The sequence below is a fragment of the Pseudotabrizicola sediminis genome, from assembly GCF_004745575.1.
GTDB lineage: Bacteria > Pseudomonadota > Alphaproteobacteria > Rhodobacterales > Rhodobacteraceae > Pseudotabrizicola > Pseudotabrizicola sediminis.
Genome location: NZ_RPEM01000008.1, coordinates 123,419 through 143,136 on the forward strand (window position 1 = coordinate 123,419; position 19,718 = coordinate 143,136).

At 63.9% G+C, this 19,718-nt stretch carries 21 protein-coding genes; 9 read left to right on the forward strand and 12 right to left on the reverse strand.

The window, feature by feature from the left end:
* Window positions 1-100: 100 nt before the first annotated feature.
* The 6 genes from EEB11_RS12955 to EEB11_RS12980 all read right to left on the reverse strand — a co-directional run bounded on the left by EEB11_RS12955 (window position 101) and on the right by EEB11_RS12980 (window position 7,587).
* Window positions 101-2,056: an ice-binding family protein gene (locus EEB11_RS12955; RefSeq protein ID WP_135432021.1), complete on the reverse strand. Its 1,956-nt coding sequence runs from the start codon at window positions 2,054-2,056 to the stop codon at window positions 101-103.
* A gap of 757 nt (window positions 2,057-2,813) precedes the next feature.
* Complete coding sequence (locus EEB11_RS12960) at window positions 2,814-3,464, reverse strand: DUF1236 domain-containing protein (RefSeq protein WP_135432023.1); 651 nt, start codon at window positions 3,462-3,464, stop codon at window positions 2,814-2,816.
* A 348-nt stretch (window positions 3,465-3,812) separates the two neighbouring features.
* Window positions 3,813-4,595, reverse strand: coding sequence for a heme ABC transporter ATP-binding protein (locus tag EEB11_RS12965; protein ID WP_135432025.1), 783 nt, complete (start codon window positions 4,593-4,595; stop codon window positions 3,813-3,815).
* Window positions 4,596-5,660, reverse strand: a complete 1,065-nt coding sequence (locus EEB11_RS12970) for a FecCD family ABC transporter permease (RefSeq protein ID WP_135432027.1) — start codon at window positions 5,658-5,660, stop codon at window positions 4,596-4,598.
* Window positions 5,660-6,550 (reverse strand): heme/hemin ABC transporter substrate-binding protein, encoded by an 891-nt coding sequence (locus EEB11_RS12975; protein ID WP_245298899.1) that lies wholly within the window; start codon window positions 6,548-6,550, stop codon window positions 5,660-5,662. The genes EEB11_RS12970 and EEB11_RS12975 overlap by 1 nt, the downstream gene beginning before the upstream one ends.
* Window positions 6,547-7,587 carry a hemin-degrading factor gene (locus EEB11_RS12980; protein WP_135432029.1) on the reverse strand — a complete coding sequence of 347 codons (1,041 nt, stop codon included), beginning with the start codon at window positions 7,585-7,587 and terminating at the stop codon, window positions 6,547-6,549. The genes EEB11_RS12975 and EEB11_RS12980 overlap by 4 nt, the downstream gene beginning before the upstream one ends.
* A gap of 206 nt (window positions 7,588-7,793) precedes the next feature.
* Between EEB11_RS12980 and EEB11_RS12985 the strand changes: the two genes are divergently transcribed.
* The 8 genes from EEB11_RS12985 (at window position 7,794) to EEB11_RS13020 (ending at window position 13,220) form a co-directional block, all read left to right on the forward strand.
* Window positions 7,794-9,908 carry a TonB-dependent receptor domain-containing protein gene (locus tag EEB11_RS12985; protein WP_135432031.1) on the forward strand — a complete coding sequence of 705 codons (2,115 nt, stop codon included), beginning with the start codon at window positions 7,794-7,796 and terminating at the stop codon, window positions 9,906-9,908.
* Window positions 9,902-10,309: a hypothetical protein gene (locus EEB11_RS12990; protein WP_245298900.1), complete on the forward strand. Its 408-nt coding sequence runs from the start codon at window positions 9,902-9,904 to the stop codon at window positions 10,307-10,309. Before EEB11_RS12985 ends, EEB11_RS12990 begins: the two co-directional genes overlap by 7 nt.
* The gene (locus EEB11_RS12995) at window positions 10,306-10,977 is read left to right on the forward strand and encodes a MotA/TolQ/ExbB proton channel family protein (protein WP_135432032.1); all 672 of its coding nucleotides are present in this window, start codon (window positions 10,306-10,308) and stop codon (window positions 10,975-10,977) included. The genes EEB11_RS12990 and EEB11_RS12995 overlap by 4 nt, the downstream gene beginning before the upstream one ends.
* A gap of 28 nt (window positions 10,978-11,005) precedes the next feature.
* The gene (locus tag EEB11_RS13000; RefSeq protein WP_135432033.1) at window positions 11,006-11,338 is read left to right on the forward strand and encodes a biopolymer transporter ExbD; all 333 of its coding nucleotides are present in this window, start codon (window positions 11,006-11,008) and stop codon (window positions 11,336-11,338) included.
* 2 nt (window positions 11,339-11,340) lie between these two features.
* Window positions 11,341-11,727 carry an ExbD/TolR family protein gene (locus tag EEB11_RS13005; protein ID WP_135432034.1) on the forward strand — a complete coding sequence of 129 codons (387 nt, stop codon included), beginning with the start codon at window positions 11,341-11,343 and terminating at the stop codon, window positions 11,725-11,727.
* Complete coding sequence (locus EEB11_RS13010) at window positions 11,724-12,635, forward strand: energy transducer TonB family protein (protein ID WP_135432035.1); 912 nt, start codon at window positions 11,724-11,726, stop codon at window positions 12,633-12,635. The genes EEB11_RS13005 and EEB11_RS13010 overlap by 4 nt, the downstream gene beginning before the upstream one ends.
* 134 nt (window positions 12,636-12,769) lie before the next feature.
* Entirely contained in the window at window positions 12,770-12,943 is a 174-nt protein-coding gene (gene hemP, locus EEB11_RS13015; RefSeq protein ID WP_135432036.1) for a hemin uptake protein HemP, read from the forward strand.
* A 37-nt stretch (window positions 12,944-12,980) separates the two neighbouring features.
* The gene (locus EEB11_RS13020) at window positions 12,981-13,220 is read left to right on the forward strand and encodes a DUF1289 domain-containing protein (protein ID WP_135432037.1); all 240 of its coding nucleotides are present in this window, start codon (window positions 12,981-12,983) and stop codon (window positions 13,218-13,220) included.
* A gap of 15 nt (window positions 13,221-13,235) precedes the next feature.
* Here the strand turns inward: EEB11_RS13020 and EEB11_RS13025 are convergent, their stop codons facing one another.
* Both EEB11_RS13025 and EEB11_RS13030 read right to left on the reverse strand, forming a co-directional pair.
* Window positions 13,236-13,706 carry a Dps family protein gene (locus tag EEB11_RS13025; protein ID WP_135432038.1) on the reverse strand — a complete coding sequence of 157 codons (471 nt, stop codon included), beginning with the start codon at window positions 13,704-13,706 and terminating at the stop codon, window positions 13,236-13,238.
* Window positions 13,707-13,864: 158 nt separating this feature from the next.
* Complete coding sequence (locus EEB11_RS13030; RefSeq protein ID WP_135432039.1) at window positions 13,865-14,272, reverse strand: hypothetical protein; 408 nt, start codon at window positions 14,270-14,272, stop codon at window positions 13,865-13,867.
* Window positions 14,273-14,417: 145 nt separating this feature from the next.
* Between EEB11_RS13030 and EEB11_RS13035 the strand changes: the two genes are divergently transcribed.
* Window positions 14,418-15,311 carry an alpha/beta hydrolase family protein gene (locus EEB11_RS13035; RefSeq protein WP_135432148.1) on the forward strand — a complete coding sequence of 298 codons (894 nt, stop codon included), beginning with the start codon at window positions 14,418-14,420 and terminating at the stop codon, window positions 15,309-15,311.
* Here EEB11_RS13035 and EEB11_RS13040 read toward each other — a convergent pair.
* From EEB11_RS13040 to EEB11_RS13055, 4 genes are read right to left on the reverse strand one after another with little or no spacing between them, the layout of a single operon-like run.
* Complete coding sequence (locus EEB11_RS13040; protein WP_135432040.1) at window positions 15,308-16,363, reverse strand: ABC transporter ATP-binding protein; 1,056 nt, start codon at window positions 16,361-16,363, stop codon at window positions 15,308-15,310. The genes EEB11_RS13035 and EEB11_RS13040 overlap by 4 nt on opposite strands.
* Before the next feature lie 9 nt (window positions 16,364-16,372).
* Window positions 16,373-17,422: a carbohydrate ABC transporter permease gene (locus EEB11_RS13045; RefSeq protein WP_135432041.1), complete on the reverse strand. Its 1,050-nt coding sequence runs from the start codon at window positions 17,420-17,422 to the stop codon at window positions 16,373-16,375.
* Window positions 17,419-18,432 (reverse strand): carbohydrate ABC transporter permease, encoded by a 1,014-nt coding sequence (locus EEB11_RS13050; protein ID WP_135432042.1) that lies wholly within the window; start codon window positions 18,430-18,432, stop codon window positions 17,419-17,421. Before EEB11_RS13050 ends, EEB11_RS13045 begins: the two co-directional genes overlap by 4 nt.
* Before the next feature lie 3 nt (window positions 18,433-18,435).
* The gene (locus EEB11_RS13055) at window positions 18,436-19,698 is read right to left on the reverse strand and encodes an ABC transporter substrate-binding protein (protein ID WP_135432043.1); all 1,263 of its coding nucleotides are present in this window, start codon (window positions 19,696-19,698) and stop codon (window positions 18,436-18,438) included.
* Between the last annotated feature and the right edge of the window lie 20 nt (window positions 19,699-19,718).

The following is a 19,718-nucleotide window of genomic DNA, read 5'->3' on the forward strand; positions in this document are numbered from 1 at the left end:
TATTCCTACTATGGCTTTTGGGTGAGCTGCTTCGGGCTTCTGTGGTCTTGCAGGGCCTCTGCCGTCCAAGCGGCAGAGGCCCTGATCAGATTGCGGACCCCTACCAGCGGTAGCCCATCTTAATTGACCCGCCATAGTCGCGCGCATTGCTGGCGTATTCTGCAGTCAGGCCGCCGTCGATCGTGAGGCCATTTGCAGTGGCAACACCCATGTTTGCTGAGAGCGTAACCGAGTCCCGGCTTTGGGTTGCGCCCGTTACGGCAAACGATGCACCCGACACAGATGCGAAAGACGGCCTGTTTGTGGGGTCAGAGGCGAATTCGTGGCCCCAGGCGGCCCGGATCCCAAAAGATGTCGCGCTGTTTCGGCCAAGGGCTTGTGACCACTGCATGTCCACCCCCAACTCGGACCGCACCGACGTCGTCGTGGCTGCTTCATATGCCAAAGCGTAGCTGTCACTGCCCGACACTGCACTCTCGGCATAGGCAGCGGTCTTAAAAGACTGCGCCCTCAAGCCGACGAAGGGGGTGAAAACCCCCATTTGATAGCCAGCCTCGACATGCGCGGCCAAGGCATTGCCCGTCGTCTCGGCCCCCAACCGGTCGAAGGCCGCGATGGTGACGGTGCGATCCGTGCGGATGTCACCCCGCCCGAAGGCGATGGCACCCTCCAGATATCCAAGCTCTGAAACGGTGCGTCCCCGAAGGCCCAGAAAAAGCGTGTCACTGGTGCCAGAGCCCATGGCATCGTTCAGCAGGAAGTCTGCCTTGCTCCAAGCCAGGGCAACGCCAAAATTCGTCGCATCGCTGGGCGCGAAGGTCAGGCCGACAGCGACCCCCTTGTTGGTGGTTGTTCGCGCTGCTTGACCCAGACTCAGGTCACCATCGGTTGTGCTGCGGGACCCATAGCCCGAAACCCACATGGTCCAATCAGGAGACGGGGCCGCCATGCTGTCGGCATCGTAAAGCGTTGCCGCCCCACTTGTCGGGTCCAGGCCGTATTTCCCGGTATAGGCCGTGTTGATCTTTTCACGCACAAGCCCGACCGGAACCCCGTCGTTGCGCAAGGGTTTGGGTGTGGAATATGACGTGCGGCCGCTGCGCAGGAACGCATCAAGAAAGTCATCCGTTGCCTGTATCCCCATCGGGGCCACACCCGTCGACACCTGGCCCGACAGTTGTGAAAGGCTGATGGCCAGTTCTGCGGGAGTTTGTGTTACCCCAAGGATTAAAAACCCGAGCGGCAGGGTGCCGCCCCCTGCGACAAACTTTCGCAGACCATCAAACACTGCCCTCTCATTGCCGGTCAATGTGGAATCGGTGATCACGTCATTGAACACCGGCGCAGCAAGGGTACAAATCCGGATCGTGTTGGTGTCCAGCGTAACTGACCCGTTGCGGGCAAAAACAGCGCCGCAATTGACCGACGCCGATGTGTTCATCGTAATGCTTGTCAGGGCGACGATCTGACCCTCAAGCACCGACGACGTATGCAGCGTTGCCGAACTGCCCACCCGGTAGAATACATTGCCCCCTTGGGCCCCTTTCACAAGCTGCACGCTTGACTCGCTTTCGGTGATCAACGTCGACCCGATGTTGAAGATGAAAACGGTGTCCGGGTTGCCGCCTCCGTCCAGTGTCAGCGTCTGACCGGTCGCAATGCTTGCGGAACCGTCAAAATTATAGACGCCTCCCATCAAGATCATTCCGCCCAGATCCTTTCCAGTCAGATCACCGCCGCTTGACGTTGGGCGGCCGGCCAGGACCGCGTATAGGGTTGTTAGGTCGTTCTGAACCCTTATGGCCACCGGATCGGCAAGATGCGTTGATCCTGTATGGGTGACGCTGCCATCCCCGGTATAGGCTGTGCCCGGACTTATGGCGATGTTCCCCACGATGGTTGTCGGACCGGTGTTGGTCACCGTCTGACCGGCAATAACACCGAAACTTTGCAGGTCCTGGGCTTTGCCCTGGGTGCTAGAGAAGACACCCAAGGGAATCGCCACAAAAAAAGTGCAGACGGTTGAGATAAAAATTTTGGCCACTTTGCTACCCACTTGTCAGGATGATCATAATTATCACATGCGCTTCGGCAAAGAATATTGCGCCGAACATTTAGGAGGCTGCCAAAACGACACAGCTGTCAATACCATGCGCACAATTAATTCTGAGCTTTTAGGTGACGCAAAGGTAATGCACGTTTCTTTAGAAAGATGGTCGTTGACGCCTCGGTGGTAAAGCCATCCCCTGATAGCAAAAGATGTGCCACGACACATTGTTGATTTGTTTCCGTACCAGAAACTTCCGAGCGTGACCGTTTGATCAGCCATTCCGTTGAAATTGCTTAAATAAAGTAAGGTCTATCCGAAAATTTGTGTCGCACGCCCGCTTCCATTTCCGTCTGCGTGCCGTTTAGTTTTGAGCCGGGATGCGACAGTAGATTTACCCACCGTTATATTTGACCTATGGCAGGGATTTACACGAAGAAACCCGACAAAAATTGCATGGGGCACCGTGAAAAAATCGACAATGACCCTGCATTTGCGTCCTTTGATGATCGATAGGTCTGGCAAAAATGCATCTCGGCCAACAGTAACCAAAACGTGAAAATCCATGCTGTGTGAATCAACGCTGACTATTTTAATCTTCTTCACGGCAGCGTCATTTTGGCGGATGATTCAATGTGCAATTATTTGGTGAAATTATCCTTCGACCCAGCACACCCTTATTGCCGAACCAGCCGTTCAATGGGCAGACGCATGAAAAAGGCGGCCCCTGTCCGGGACCGCCTGATCTTTTGACCTGCGCGCGTTCTTAGCGAACGATATAAACGATCTGACGCTTCTCGCGCTCGACAATCACCGGAACGCCATTGACGTAGGCGTAGGAGTATTCGCTGTCCGGCACTTCTACCAAAGTAACCGTTTCGGGAATGCCCGCGCCGACCACAACTTCGCCTTCAAGGTAGATCGGCTCGACCGGATTTCCGGTGACATAAGTTGTGACGGTGGTGTCCGGTGCGGCTGCTGCACCCAGACCTCCGCCCAGCATCACCCCAACGAGGGCACCCACGGGTCCGGCGACCATAGCACCGGCGATGGCACCGGTTGCGCCGCCAACGGCAGCGCCTTCGGCCGAATTGTCTTCATAGGTAACGGTACCGACAGCGACCTGTTCCCGATTGGTATAGACCACAACCGGGGTATTATCGACCATGGCGGTCAGGTAATCGCCCGACGCCCACCCTTCAGTGCCTTCAAACGAAACCTTGCACCAGTTCGCGCTGTCGAGGCAGCCATCAACGGCAACAACGCCGTTTGCGGGGATCACACCAATGATCTGGTGCACAGGTCCGGGACCGGCACGCAGGTTCAGATCGGTCCAGGCAGTGGCCTCGGTGGCCGCGTAAGCGGACGTAGAAAACAGTGTTGCAGCTGTGGCGATCAAAAGAGATTTGGTAAACATTAAGGTAATCCTTGGGATTATGCAGGGCTTTCAGACACGTTGTGCATCCTCGCCGTTGCTGGCAGATCAACGCGCGCCGTTGCATTCCGGTTCCCACCTTTCGCCCAAGGTAATCCGTTCGTGCTGGGGCGGTTTTATGGGACTGACAGGCGGTCTGCAAAGTCTTGTACCAAGAGACTGAGGGACCGTGGCGTCATGTACGAACGGGCGGTTGAGTGGCGTTTGTTCGATTGCCTTTGTGCCCCCAAGCCGTTCAGCACGGCCCTTCCGTGACAGTGTCATCCTGCATCGAGGGCAGGCGTTTATCACGATGCATCCGGACCGGCGGAGCGCTGCGCTGCCCCGGGCCTAAGCCGCACCTGCCGCCTGCGGCAGCGAGAACCAGCCACCCTGCGGCGGCAGGCGCCCGACCCGCAACGGGCAGCCATAGGCGCGTTCCAGCGCGGCATCCGTCAGAACCCCGGCCACCCCGCCCTGCCCGGTCAGCCGCCCCTGATCCATCAGCCAGACGCGGTCGGCGGCCATGGCCGTCAGGTTGAGGTCATGCAGAACCGCCACCACGCCGCCACCACGCCGGGCAAAGTCGCGCATCTGGCGCACCACCCCCAACTGATGCGCGATGTCCAGACTGGCCACCGGTTCATCCAGAAACAGCCAGCGCGGCACGCCATCCACCACCGGCTCCCAGACCTGCACCAGCACGCGGGCCAGTTGCACGCGCGCCTGCTGGCCGCCCGACAGCTCCTGATACAGCCGGGTGGAAAGACCGGCCATATCAACCGCGGCAAGCGCGCGCGGCACCAGATCCGGCCGCCCGGCATGGGGGGCGGCGGTCAGGCCAAGCCGCACAACCTCGGCCACGGTAAAGGGAAAGGCCAAAACGGACGCCTGTGGCAGCACGCCGCGCAGGGCGGCCAGTTCCCACGGACGCAGGCGCGCGCAGTCCTGCCCGTTAAGGTGGACCTGCCCGGCAAAGGGCACATCGCCGGTCAGCGCGCGCAGCAGCGTGGTCTTGCCAGACCCGTTCGGCCCGACGATCACCGTCACCTCGCCCGGCTGCGCCTCTGCGGTAATGCCGTGCAGGACCAGCGTTTTGCCCAGCGACACCCGGATATCTTTTGCACTCAGCATCTACAGATCCACCATCCCGCGACGGCGCAGCAAAATCCACAGGAACACCGGCGCGCCAAGCGTGGCGGTGACGATGCCGATCGGCAGCTCTGCAGGCGCAATGATGCTGCGCGTGATCAGGTCGGCCAGCAGCAGCAACACCGCCCCGGCCAGTCCCGCGTTGATCAGCAAGAACCGATGGTCCGGCCCGGTCGCCAGCCGCAACAGATGCGGCACCACGATACCGATGAACCCGATGCCACCCGACACGGCCACCGCCGCCCCGGTCGCGGCGGCCACGGTCAGGATTGCCACCGCCTTGACGCGCTGCACCGGCAGGCCAATGTGATGCGCCGCCGCCTCTCCCAGAGCCAATCCGTTCAACCCGCGCGCCAGAAAGGGTGCCGCGACCAGCGCCAGTGCCATCACCGGGCCAGCAGCCAGCAGCTTGGGCCAGCTTGCGCCGCCAAGGCTGCCCAGCCCCCAGAACGTCAGATCGCGCAACTGCCGGTCATCGGCGATATAGACCAGCACCCCGGTCGCCGCCCCGGCCAATGCGCCCAAGGCAATGCCCGCCAGCAGCATGGTCGCCACCGACGTGCGCCCCGACCGCGTGGCCACGCGGTACAGCAGCAGGGTCGACACCCAGCCGCCAAGGAAGGCCGCCACCGGCACCAGATGATAGCCGACTGCCTGCGTGACCCAGACGGGTGCAAGACCGCCCAGCACGATGGCCACCACCGCGCCCAGCCCCGCCCCGGCCCCCACGCCCACCAGCCCGGGGTCGGCGAGGGGGTTGCGGAACAGTCCCTGCATCACCGCCCCCGCCACCGCCAGTGACGCGCCGACCAGCACGCCGGTCAGCATCCGGGGCAGCCGGATTTCCCACAGGATCAGCCGGTCCCGCGCGGCCATCTGCTCCCCCGTGGCCAGCGATTGGATGACCGACCCCAGCGACACGCCCGAAGCCCCATGCGACAGACTCAGCCCCGCCGTCAGCACCAAAGCCACCGACAGCGCGATCATCGCCACCCGCGCCTGTGCGTCGCGGTCCCCCAAGGGGTACCCGGCATCCAGCGCCACCATCAGCCGCGCCCCGCCGCGATGACGGCTTGCAGTGCCGTGTTCAGCTCAAGTGCCGCCTCGCCGGTGCGCGGGCCAAAGCCCAGCAGATAAAGTCCATCCATCCGGACAACTTGTGCCGCCTCTCCGGCCGGAGTCAGCGCAAGCGCCGGATGCGCCACCAGATCGGCCACCTCCAGCGCCAGATCGCCGCCACGGTCCATGGCAAGGATCACATCGGGCGCTGCCGCGATGATCGCCTCGTCGGTCAGGAGCTTGTAGCCGGAAATCCCATCAACCGCATTGACGCCACCCGCCAGCGCGATCATCGCCGCCGCCGAGGTGTCCGTACCAGCAGCCATGATCCGCCCGCCCTGCATCGACAGGACGAACATCACGCGCGGGTGCGACGGCAAAGCCGCCGCTGCCGCTGCGGCGCGGTCCAGATCGGCTTGTGTCCTGGCCGCCAGATCCTCGCCCGCTTGGCGCACGCCCAAGGATTCGGCGGTCACCCGGATCTTGGCCAGCACATCCGCCGGCGTCTGCGCCTCTGGCAGGGTCACCAGCGGCACCTCGGCCCGGGTCAGCAGTTCGATGGTTTCGGGCGGGCCGGCATCATGCTCGGCCAGAATCAGATCCGGCTCCATCGCGATCAGGTTTTCTGGTGAAAGCCGCCGCACATAGCCGATATCGGGCAACGCCAAAACCGCCTCTGGAAAGCTCGACGTGGTGTCGCGCGCGATCAGGCGGTCGCCCTGCTCCAGCGCAAACACGATTTCCGCCGCAGACCCGCCGGCTGCGATCACCCGGCGCGGGCCTTCCTCGGCGCGGGCCGTCGACACCGCCAGCACCAAGATCAGCGCGGTCAGCCCGGCATGAACGCCGCCGACCGTCATGAACCGCGCACGCCTCATGCCGCCACCTCTGCCGCCAGACCCTGCGCCATCCGGTCCCAGCCGGATGTATCGGTATCGGCCTCGGCCCGCTTGCCGAACATCTGCAGGATCAGCTGCCCCTTGGCATCAAACGCCTCCACCGATATGGCGGGCCCGCGTTTGGTGGGTTTGGACACCAGCCAGACCTCGGCAATGTGGTCGGCGCGCAGGTGCAGGTTGAAGCGCGGGTCCAGCACGTTCTGCCACGGACCCATCGGCTCGATGCGCTTTACCGGGCCGGAGTGGATCTGGATACAGCCGTCATTGCCAACAAAGATCATGATCTTCAGAGCCTCTTCCGCCGACCGTTCCAGCGCCCATGACACCGCCTGCACCGGCAGTTGCCGGGCGAACGCGGTGCCAACGGCGCGGTTGGCCCCCAAGCGGTTCATCTTGAGCTTGCGGACCATGGCCAGAAACTGATGCGTGTCGGTCAGCTGCGCCCATTCGCTGCGCAGCGCGTCGATCCGGTCTTCGGCAATGCGGGCGCCTTCCGGTGCGGCACGCGCGACCATCTCGAACGGCGCATCAAGCGGCAGGGCCAGATCGGCCACCACGGCGTCAAAGGCGGCGATGTCAGAGTCGGGCCCCAGATGCACCTTGTGCACCGCATCGCCCGCCGCGTCGAACACCTGCAGGCTGCGCTTTACCCCCTGATCCGTCTCGCGCCGGATGGCAAAGCCGTGCACCCAATGGCGTGGAAAGATCCGCAGGTCGATCTCGTCGCCCAACACCATTGAGGCATGCGCACCGGAGTGGAAATTCTTGTAGACCCCGCGCCGTTCATGCACCGCACTTTCGTTGCGGGTCAGCGCCATCACATCGCCCATCTGGCCGACATGCGGCAACAGGCGGGCCGGGTCGGCAATGATCCGGGTGGCGGCAGCACCGGCTTCGGCGGCGACCAGTTGCGCCTCTGACAGGCCGATGGCGGCGGCAAGATCGCGCTCGCGCAATTTGGGATGTTGGGTGCGGGCATGGGTGATCTGTTCGATCACATCGGGGGAAAGCAGCATCGGGGTCATCCTTGGACATGGGGCTTTGACACGGGGGCAGTCGCATGTCTGGCGGGGGCGGACCCCACGGCTGGATGGCGCGGCGCAATACTTGACGAATTTACTCGGGCAATTTAGAAGCCGAGTCGAACGGGGTCAAGAGCGATCCCGCAGGGTGCCAGCGTTCCGCCAGCCGACCATAACCGTCGTGACCAAGGGGACACTGAATGCAACCGCAAAAGCCGGGGCAAGCCATTATTCCGGGCCTCGCCCGCCTGCTGACCACCGCCGCCATCATTGCCATCGCCGCTCCGGCCACCGCACAGGATGCGGCGGGCGGCGGCACGTTTCTGGGCCGCCTGATTCTGGGCGCCGGCCAGCAGAAGGTGGCGATTGACACGCCGCAGGCCGTCACGGTGGTGGAACAGGAAGACATCGACCGCGAACAGCCCGCCACCATCGGCCAAATCTTTCGCAACGTACCGGGCGTGCAGACCGCAGGGTCAGACCGTCCGCTTGGCACCGCCTTCAACATCCGAGGTATCGGCACCACCGAACAGACCGCGAGCGAGGCGCGCATCATCGTGAACGTCGATGGCGTGCCGAAGTTCTATGAACAGTACCGCATGGGGTCGTTCTTTACCGACCCCGAGCTTTACCGCCGCGTCGAAGTGCTGCGCGGGCCGGGGTCTGCGGTTCTGTATGGTTCGGGAGCCATCGGCGGCACGGTGAACTTTGAGACCAAGGACGCGGCTGATTTCATCCCCGAAGGCAAGACCGGGGCCGCCCGGCTGAAATTCGGCTATGACAGCAATGGCGACGGGCTGATGGCGTCCAGCATTCTGGCGATGCGCACCGCAGCGGGGGCCGAGTTTCTGGCGGCTTTGGGTTATCGCACTTCGGACGATTACAAGGACGGTGCCGGCACCACCTTGCGCGGGACAGGGAATGACGCCCCCTCGGCGCTGATCAAGGGCGCCTTCCGTCTGGGCGAGACGCAGACGCTGCGCCTGTCGATGCAGCGGTTTCAATCCGACAATGACAACGCCACCCTGTCGCAGACCGGGGGTGGCAATGCCATCGCAGATGCTTTCGGGATTGTCAGCCGCGACACCACCGATACGACCGTCAGTGCCGCATGGGAGGCGACCACCGATCTGGCCTGGCTGAACCCGAGTGTGCAACTGGCCTGGTCCGATACCCGGGTGGCGCAACGCGACGCGCGCAATCTGGCCGGTGTGCCGCAGGTCTGTCTGCCGACATTGTCCAACCAGAACGTGTTCTGTGACGTCGATTTCGCCTATCGCACCGCGATGCTGAAGGTTGAAAACACAGCCTCCATGCCAGGGGCCGGATGGGAGAATTTCCTGACCTTCGGGATGCAGGCCACCGATCAGAAGCGCATTGCCGACAGCGCGGGCCCGCTGGGCTTTCACCCCGAAGGCCGCGACCGCAAGATCGGGGTCTATGCGCAATCGGAACTGCTGCTGGGCGATCGTCTGACGCTGATCACCGGGGCCCGGGTAGACTTTGGCAACCGCCATGCGGGTGATGAGGTGCCGGGTGGCGAACAGGTCAAGGAAAATGCAACCGCGCTGACCTTCGCTGCCCTGTACAAGATCACCGATGACCTGTCGGTCTTCGGCTCGGTCGCGCGGACCGAACGGCTGCCGACGTTGGACGAGCTGTATTCCTACTCCGCAACCAAAGCACCGGCGCTGGACCTGAACAAGGAAGAGGCCACCAACATCGAACTTGGGCTGTCCTGGACCCGGCAGGGGCTGATTGCGGCGGATGACAGCCTTCAGATCAAGGCCACGCTGTTTCACAACAACATTGACGACCTGATCACCACCACCGCCACCGCCGATACCGTGTTCCACCGCAACGTGGCACGGGCAAAGTTCCGGGGCGTGGAGGTCGAGGCCGGGTATGAGGCAGAGCGTGTCTTCGGTCGGCTTGCCTATTCACATGTGTCGGGCAAGGACCGCGACTATGGCTATACCGTCGCCACGACTCCTGCGGATCAGTTGGCGTTGACCCTTGGCGGGCGGCTGCACGAACGCGGCATCGAATACGGCTGGCGCGGCACTTTTGTTGACAGCATCACAACCGCCAGCCGCAGCACCGCCACGGGCGCCATCACCGCCACCGATTACGCAGGCTACGCCACGCATGACCTGTTCGTGTCGTTCAAACCGCAATCGGGGGCGCTGGACGGGTTCGATGTGCAGCTCGCGGTCGAAAATGTCCTGGACCGCGATTTCCGTAACAACCTGTCGGCAGACCACGGGCGCGGGCGGACCTTCAAGGTCAGCTTCGCCAAGGCGCTGACATGGTGATCCGGCTGACGTTTGCGGCGGTGGCATGTGCCATCGCCGCAGGCGGCGCGCAGGCTCAGGATCTGCAGATCAGCCTCAACACGCTGGACCCGCAGCCAGAGGCCTGCCGGCTGACGTTTGTGGCCGACAACGGCACGGATGCCGACATCACCCGTCTGGTGCTGGAGGCGGTCCTGTTCACCAAGGCCGGACAGGTCGCGCAGTTCACCCTGTTCGACTTTGCCGCCCTGCCATCGGGGCGTCAAAGGGTGCGGCAGTTCGATGTCGCGGGGCTGGCCTGTGACGATCTGGGGCAGGTGCTGCTGAATGGGGTGACTGCCTGCGACGGCGCGGACCCCGCCGCCTGCGTCGCCGCCCTGACCCCCGCAAGCGCGGTTGAAGGCATAGAGGTGGCAGGATGATTCATCTGATTGTGGCACGCGATGCCCTGCGCGCGCTGATCGCGCTCGGCGGGCCGGTGGTGGCGCTGATCCTTGCGCTATCGGTGCTGGCAGGGGCGGTGGTGCTGTGGAAGCTGTGGCAGTTCCGCGCCGCAGGTGTCGGGCGGCATGCCGGGCTGAACGCGGCCATCGCGGCCCATGACGCAGGCCAGCACAACCGCGCCCGCGCCCTGGCAGAAGCCGCCCCCAGCCATCTGGCCCCGCTGCTCTCTGAGGCATTGCAGGCGCAAAGCGCCGATGTGCGCGACCGGCTGTACACGCTGGCCGAAGACCGGCTGGCGCGGCTGGAATCCGGCTTTCGGCTGCTGGATACCGTGGCGCAGATTGCCCCCCTGCTGGGGCTGTTCGGCACTGTTCTGGGCATGATCGACGCCTTCCGCGCCATGCAAGGCGCGGGCGCGGCGGTAGACCCGTCGGTGCTGGCAGGCGGCATCTGGGTGGCGCTGATGACCACGGCCGCCGGGCTTGCGGTGGCGATGCCGGTGTCGGCCCTGCTGTCATGGCTGGAATCGCGCATGGGGTCCGAACGGCGGATGGCGGGCATGGTGATCGAGGCGGCCCTTTGCCCCGGAATGGCCGCCATAGCGAAACCCGTTGTGCAAACGGACCGGGCCTATGTCCCGGCTTAGGAAACCCACACGGCGACGGGCCTTGTCGATGACCTCGCTCATCGACGTGATCTTCCTCTTGTTGCTGTTTTTCATGCTGTCATCGACCTTTACCCGCTTCGGCGATCTGCCGTTGACCACCACCTCGGGCGGTGCGGCGGCCAGCACCGATGCGCCCACCTTCCTGCGGCTGCTGCCCGACAGCCTGACTCTGGATACCGCACCACTAGACCTTGCCGGCGTGCCCGCAGCGCTGCTTGCACGGGCGCCGGTTCTGGTCATCGTGGCCCCGACCGAAGGCGTGACCTCGCAGCGGCTGGTCGATGTGCTGGGCGAATTGCGCGATTTGCCGGGTGTGACCCTGCGCGTGATCGGAGGATAGCCATGCGCCTTGCCGCCCTGCCCCGTCGCCCCTCGGAACCCACGATCACCCTGATCAATGTGGTGTTCCTGATGCTGATCTTCTTTCTGGTGGCCGGGCAGGTTGCCGCCCCGGTCGACCGCGACATTCAGCTGATCGACGCCGCCGCTCTGGCCACCCGCGCGCCCGACGACGCACTGGCCGTGCGCAGTGACGGCACCACCCTGTGGCGTGGCGAGGTAACCACGCCCGAGGCCTTTGCCGCCGCCCGAATCGCCGACGGGGCCGAAGTGCTGCGCCTTGTGCCCGCCCGGGACCTGCCCGCGCAGGATCTGTTGCGAATAGCCAATGCCCTGCGCATGGCCGGTGCCGCCGAAGTGCGGCTGGTCACCGACAGGTCAGCGCCATGAAACAGGCCCGCTTGCCCTTTGTGATCGCCCTGGCCCTGTCGGGCGCGCTGCACGCAGCCGCCGCCATCGCCATTGCCCCGCAGCCGGATGACCTTGAGGTCGAAGGCGGTGGTGCCGCCACCGTGGCCTTGCTGGGTGAGGCGTTTGAAGATCTGGCGCAAGGCGCGACGCCAGTCTTTGCAATCGAAGCGCCGCCACTGGCCGCCGTGCCCGTGACAACACAAGTGGTCGCAACCGCAGCGACGCCAACCGCAGCACCGGCCCCGCCGCTTTTGCTGCCCCCGTCTGAAACAGCTGATCTGGCAGCCCTGCCCCCCGTGGACAGCGCCCCGGCGGTGCAGCCTGAGCGAACACTCCAAGCGCCCCCCGCTCTGGCTGCTGCTGTCGCGCCCCCGGCACTGCCTGCAACCCCGGTCGAACCCGCATCATCAGCCCCCGAGGCCTCCCCCCGGCCCCGTGCGCGCGCCGAGGCCCCTGCCTCCGCAAAGCCGGTCGAAAAGCGCGCCGTGGCACAATCTGCGCCGGTCCCCGCAGGCAACGCCGACCGCAACGCCCGCAAGGGCACCCAGGCGGGGGAAGAAAAAGCCCCTGCCTCTGCCGCCGCCGCTGGCGGGTCGGGGGCACCGGCCGCGCAGGCAGGCAATGCCGCGCGCTCCAGCTATCCCGGTCTGGTCTTGCGCAAGATCGAGCGGACGCGCAAACCCGCAAGCCGGGCACGCGGCACCGTCGTGGTTGCGTTCCGCGTGGCCCCCTCTGGCGGGCTGGCCTCGGCGCAGGTGGTGCGATCGTCGGGCGACCCGTCGCTGGAACATGCGGCGCTTGACCACATCCGCCGCGCCGCCCCCTTCCCGCCGCCGCCTGCCGGGGCAGAGACCGATTTCAGATTTGAATTTGTTGGCCGTCGTTAGGCGATGCGCCATCGGCCCGATTTCTAACGTATACGTCTTAGTAAAAGAGTCGGGATTGACTTTCCCGATAAAAACGCTCACCCATTCAAGCTCTGGCCACCGGCCTGATCCCACAGCTTTCAGGCCGCGCCGTTATGCAAGACACACCGACACACCCCAGTCCGACACTGCCGCAAGACCACCCCCCGGCCCCCGCCCATGAGGCGATGGCGCTGACCAAGGGCGGGCAGGTTGCGCATATTGTTCTGGATGGGCAGGTGTATACCTTGCGGATCACCCGTGCCGGAAAACTGATCCTGACCAAATGACCCCAGCCAAAGGGCCCGCCTGCCCTGCAAGGATGCCATGACAAAACTGCCCTCTCCCTGCATCAGCGTCTGCAAGTTCAAGCGCGAAGGCCATTGCATCGGTTGCTCGATGACCAAGGACCAGAAAGACCTGTTCAAGAAAATCAAAAAAGAAAAACACCAGCAGGCCTTTATCGACATGCTGGTGCATCAGCAGAATGATCTGGGGCGCTACCGCCACTGGGCCCCCGCCTACGAGAAGCGGTGCGAAAAGCAGGATGTCAAAAGCCCGCTTTAAGCCAGAGAACAACTGTCAGCGCAGATGGGCGCGCAGAATCCAGGCGAACTTCTCATGGGTACGCGCGCGGCCGATGGCCAGATCCTGCGTCAGCAGGTCGCCATTCTCTTCGGCTACCGCAGAAATCCCTGCCATCGTGGCGGCCAGCGTTTCCTGGGCCGCCAGCAGGGTTGACACCATGGCTTCGGCCTTGGCATGCCCGTCATGCTCGGCGATCTTTGACCGCGCCAGCATCGCCGACAACTGTCCCTCGGCATGGCCGTCCAGTGCCTTGATCCGTTCGGCCAGATCGTCCTGCGCGACAAAATGATCTTCATACATGGTCTGGAACAGCGCATGCAGCGGGCCAAAGCCCATGCCGGTCACGTTCCAGTGGAAGTTCTGCGCCAGCATCGTGGCGACAACTGTTTCGGCAACGCCTTGATTGAGCGCTTCGCACACGGCTTCGCGCGCGGATGGACTGATTTGGGCTGAAGCTTGCGCCATGCCTGACCTCCTGAAATTACGTTCGGAATTCTGGGGCGGGACTGGCTTGCACGTCGGCTGGCTACCCGCTTTCACAAATTAGGGGCAAGTGCGGGCCACGGCAACCCCCTTTTTAGAATAATTCTAAATCCGACAAGATCAGTCTGTCACATCCGGCGTCAGATCTGCTCTTGCCGCTGCGCCAGTTGCGCGGCCAGCCAGCCGATCTGCCGCCAGGCGTGGCGCGGCAGGCGCGACGCCAGCAGGAACTGCACGCTGCCCGCATCGCCCCGCCGGGCGGCTGCCAGCAGGCTGGCGATCCATGCCTCATCAAACGACAACTCCGCCGCGCCCGGCTGATGCAGAACCGGCGGGCGGCCAAGTATAGACGCCAGCCCCCGCAACAGCGCTTCGGCATAGGCCCGGGCGGCGACATCGGCATGCGACGACAGCATCGCACAGGCCCGGAACAGATCCAGCCGCGCCCCGGCATGGCAGCGCGGGGCAAGCCGCCGCAGCGCAGAGACTGCCACCGGAATTTCCACGGCGGGGCTGAGGACTGACGGTGTTTTCGGGACTGCCTGCATGGGTCTGCTCCATTAACCTGACTATTATAGTCAGATAAATGCCCGGCGTCCAGTTCAGATCAGCCGGTCCGCAGAACCCGGGGCTGGACCAGCCCTGCGCCAGGCGTCACACTGCAGTATATCGGGGGGAACAAAGGGGCGCATGATGGTAACGCGGGACAGTCTTCTGGCGGCCTTTGGCATCCGCCCGCCGGTCCCGCCCCTGTCCGGCCGCAAGGTCGCCACGGTGCTGGAGGACGCACACTGCACTGCCGATGAGCTGTGCCTGACCTACGACGGTAGAGTGGACATCCGCGCCTTTTGGTGCCGCCCGCGTGGCCCGGTCGGTCCCATTCCGGCGGTGCTGATCATCCACGCGCATGGCAACCGCTATGATATCGGGGCCGCCGAGGTCGTTCACGGACGGCCTGCGCTGCATGCACCGACCGGGCCCGCCCTGGCCGCGCGCGGCATCGCCTCGCTTTGCCTTGACATGCCCTGCTTTGGCAGCCGCGCGGGGCACAGCGAAAGCGCGGCGGCCAAGGCGTTGTTGTGGGAGGGTCGGTCGCTGGCCGGACAGATGCTGACCGAAAACCTTGCCGCGCTGGATTGGCTGTCGGCGCAGCCCGACGTTGACCCCGCCCGCATCGGGGTGTTCGGCCTGTCGATGGGCGCGACGCTGGCCTATTGGCTGGGCGCACTCGACCCGCGGCTGCGGGCGGTGGCGCATGACTGCTGTTTTGCCGATTTCCGTACATTGATCGCCCTTGGCCAGCATGATCTGCACGGTATTTACCTGACCGTGCCGGGGCTTCTGGTCCATGCCTCAAACGGCCAGATTGCCGGGATGATCGCACCCCGCGCGCAGTTCATCGGTCTGGGGGATCAGGACCCGCTGACGCCCCCCGCCGCCGTTGACCCGGCCCTCGACGAAGTGCGAACGGCCTATGCCCGCACTGGCGGGCGGTTGGTGATTCACCGCGAACCGGACTCGGGCCATATCGAGACGCCCGCCATGCACGCGGCCATGCTCGACTTCATGCAAAGCGCTCTGGCCTAACCCAGCCGCTGCCCGTCTGCGCCAAAGACATGCACCGATTGAGGGTCATAGCCCAGTTCAATCAGCGCCCCGCGCGCCAGATCCGGCTGGCCGGGCAGGACCGCCAGCAAGCCACCCCCGATTCCGACATCGGCGTGTACCACGCTTTCCGGACCCAGCGCCTCGATCAGCCGGACCCTGGCCTGCAACGGCCCGCCGGGCTGCGGGCGCAGGTGCTGCGGGCGGATGCCAAAGGTCACCGGGCCATCCGGCACCACCAGCCCCTGCGGCAAGGGCAGCAAGGCTCCATTGTCCAGCTGCACCGACCCGCCCATGGCCTGCCCGGCCCACAGGTTCATCCCCGGCGCGCCGATAAAGCCTGCCACGAACAGATTGGCGGGGCGGTTGAACAGGTTCAGTGGCGTATCCACCTGTTCCACCTGTCCGGCGCGCAATACCACGATCCGGTCAGCCATCGTCATCGCCTCGACCTGATCATGTGTCACATGGATCATCGTGGCCCCCAGCCGGTCGTGCAGCGCCGACAGTTCCGCTCGCATGCTGACACGCAGTTCGGCATCAAGGTTCGACAAAGGCTCATCCAGCAAAAACGCGGTGGGGCGGCGCACGATGGCGCGGCCGATGGCCACGCGCTGCCGTTGCCCGCCCGACAACTGGCCGGGGCGCCGTTCCAGCAACGGCTCGATCTCCAGCATCTTTGCTGCCTCGGCAATGCGGGTGTCGATTTCGGCCTTGGGCATCCGGGTGTTCTGCAAGCCAAAGGCCATGTTGGCCCGCACGGTCATGTGCGGATACAAGGCGTAGGACTGGAACACCATTGCCAGCCCCCGGTCTGCCGCCGACCGGGGCGTCACGTCGGTGCCGTCAATCTCGATCCGCCCGGCGGTAGGCTTGTCCAGCCCGGCGATCATCCGCAGCAACGTGGATTTGCCGCAGCCCGAGGGGCCGACAAAAACCACCAGCTCCCCCTCATCAATCGTCAGATCAATGCCCTTGAGCACGTCAATGGCGCCAAAGCTTTTGCGGATGTCGTGCAACTGTATGCGACCCATGGGAATATCCTATTTCAACCCGGTCCCGGCGATGCCCGCCGTGATGAACCGTTGCAGGAAGATAAAGACCAAAACGACCGGGATCATGGTGATGACGGTCATCGCCAGCAGATAGTGCCATTGCACATTCAGCTCTCCGGCATAGGCGTTCAGGCCGACTTGCAGGGTATAGACCTCTTGCCGCGACAACACGATCAGCGGCCACAGGAAATCATTCCAGCGCCACACGACCGAGAAGATCGCCAGCACCGCCAGCGCGGGCGCGGTCAACGGCAGCACGATCCGCCAGTAAATCTGCCATTCGCTGGCATGGTCCATGCGCGCCGCCTCCAGCAATTCATCCGGGATGGTCAGCATATATTGCCGCAAAAGGAAAACCCCTGTGGGTGTGGCCACCGTGGGCAAGATCACCCCCCAGAGCGAGTTGATCAGCCCCACCCCCGACACGATGGAGTAAAGCGGCACCAGGATCACCGACAGCGGGATCATCAGTGTCGCGATGATCAAGACCACCACAAAGCCCCGCCCGCGAAACTCGTATTTCGACAGCGCAAAGGCGGCCATGGAGTTGGTCAGCAGGGTGATCAGCGTCGCCACCCCGGTCACGAAGATGGAATTCTTCGTATAGGTCAGGAAATCGAACCGCAGGAACGGGTCCAGATAGTTGCCCCACGAAAACCCCACCGCGCGCACCGGGGTGCGGTTGGCGATGTTGATACGCTGCACCTCGGCCGGGTTTTCCGGGTCCACCATCTGCGCCACGGTGCCCACGCGGCGCACCTCGGCCAACGTGCGGGTGCCCGCCTCATCGGTAACGGAAAACAGCGGCAAAGGCCGGTCATAGCCCGCGACTTCCACTGTCTGCGCCTCGTATGGCAGCAGGGTCGGCGGGAATTCCGACAGTTGCGCCGGCGATTTGAACGACGACATCACCAGCCAGAACGCAGGCCCGAACATGATGAACACGGCAGCGCCCAGCCAGACAAAGGTGAACACATCGGTCCAGTCCCAGCCGGTGCCGCCCTTGCGGCGGGTCAGAAACCCGATGGCGCGGCTCATTTCAGCTTTCCTCTCCGCTCGTTGCGCTTGCCCAAGGCAAGTTGCAGCAATGTCAGCACGATCAGCACCCCGCCCATCAGGATCGACGCCGCCGCCGCCAGACCGGGGTTTTTCAGCAAGGACGCAAAGCCGACTTCATAGATATATTGCGTCAGGAACAGCGTGGCCGTGCCCGGACCACCCCCCGTAAGCACATACGCCTCATCAAACACCTGCACCGCGCGGATCAGCGCCAGCACGATCACCACCAGCATGTTGGGCATCAACAAAGGCAAAGTGATGCGCCAGAACACGCGGGCGGGCCGGGTGCCGTCCATCTCAGCCGCCTCGTACAGATCGCGCGGAATGGCTTGCAGACCGGCCAGCAGGATCAGCGCGAAAAACCCCAGATGCGCCCAGATCGTGACGCCGATCGCGGCGGAAAACGCATAGTTGCGTTCCAGCAGCCAGTTTACCGGGTCCATCCCCATGCCGACCAGCGCCGCATTCAGCACACCGTTACGGTCAAGGATCCAGCGCCAGATCAGGCCCACCACCACCGGCGACAGCAACACGGGGAAAAAGAACACCGCCCGCCAGAAGCTGAGCGCGCGCAGCGCCCGGTTCAGGATCAGCGCGGTGATGGTCGCGGCCACAATCAGCAGCGACACCTGCAGCACCACAAACGTGCCGGTGTTGCGCAGGGCGATCCAGAACTGGTCTTCCTGACAGGTCATCAGATCGGTGTAATCGGTGCAGCGCAGCAGCCGTTCAAACTGCGCCGCACCAACGTAGGTGCGTTCGGGTAAAAAGAGAGCAGCCCCGGTCGTCATCGAATAGGCGATGTTGATGACCAGCGGCAACAGGACAAACACGGTGAAGATCGCCATGTTCGGCAGCAGAAAGAAGGCCACCATCCCATTCTGCCCGGCCAGCCGCTGCCAGAGCCGCAAGGGCGTATCCAGCAAGCGGGCCAGCCAGCCCAGGGGGGCCGCCACGACGGCCCCCAACACTCCCTTTACCCCGGTCATGGCTTACTGCGCCGCCGCAACCGCTTCGGTGATGTCCTGGTCGATGCGGGCATAAGCGTCGTCCAGCGTCAGTTCCCCCGCCATCACCTGGCTGATCCGGTTGACCAGCGCGCCATAGTAGGGCGTCGCCCATTTCCACGCGGGCAGCGCACCGGCACCCGGCAGGATATCACCCGCCGCCGCAACATAGGCATCAAGCGCGGCCCCCACGTTCTTGTCCTCGGTCTGCCAGTTCATGCCGCCAGCCGCAGCAACGCCAGCATGGGCGGGCAGAAACAGGGTGCGCTCCGAGAACTCTTTCACGATGTCTTCGCGCGCGAAATATTCCATGACTTTCGCTACTTCCGGGGCGTTCTGCGTGTATTTCACTGCAACCAGAGCCGCACCCCCAGCCAGACCGGAACAGCCCGCCGTGCCGCAGGGAGAACCCGTTGCCACCCAGTCGAACCCGTCACCGATCTTGGTCGACAGGTTGGCGATCTGCCAGCTGCCCGAATAGTAGAACGGGATCGCTGCGTTGATGAAGTCATCCGCCGCCGCGCGGTAGGTGGAGCCCGACGCCGCAACCCAGGTGTCGCGCAGCATCTGCCCGCCCTCGACCCAAGCCACCAGCTTGGCGGCAAAAGCCTTGGTGCCGTCATCGACCGGCGCGGGCAGGCCATCGGCCCCGATGTAATTCGCGCCATATGACACGTTCGGCCCAGAAATCCGGTGGCCAGACCGGTCGATGGCAAAGGCGGCGGCGGTGCCTTGTGATTTCGCGACCTGATCGGCGGCGTTCACCCAATCATCCCAGGTGGCCCCCTCCCCCGGCAGCGCCACACCCGCCTGTTCGAACAGCGTGGCATTGGCATAGCCGCCAGTCAGGGTCAGCTGAGTCATGAAGCCGGTGATGGCGTCGCTGCCGTCTTCACGCATCCAGTCGGCATGGGCGCCGAAATTGGTGCGCCAGTATTCGGCGTCCGACAGGTGCGGCGTCAGGTCGAGCCAGTGCGGCGCCAGCGTCTTGATGTTGGTCACCCGCGCAATATCCGGGCCGGACCCTGCCTCCAGCTGAATCTGCAGCTGTTCCTGCACCACCTTGTAGGCCACCTCGTCCAGAATGACGTTGATGCCGGGGTTTTCGGCATTGAACCGGGCGACAAGATCTTTCATCACCTCGCCTTCCACCCCGTCAGAATACCACATCAGGCGCACATCGCCTGCAAGTGCCGTGGTGCCCATCAGGCTGGCCCCAAGGGCCAGTGCGATCATCGTGTTTTTCATAGCGTTCTCCTCCTTGTGTT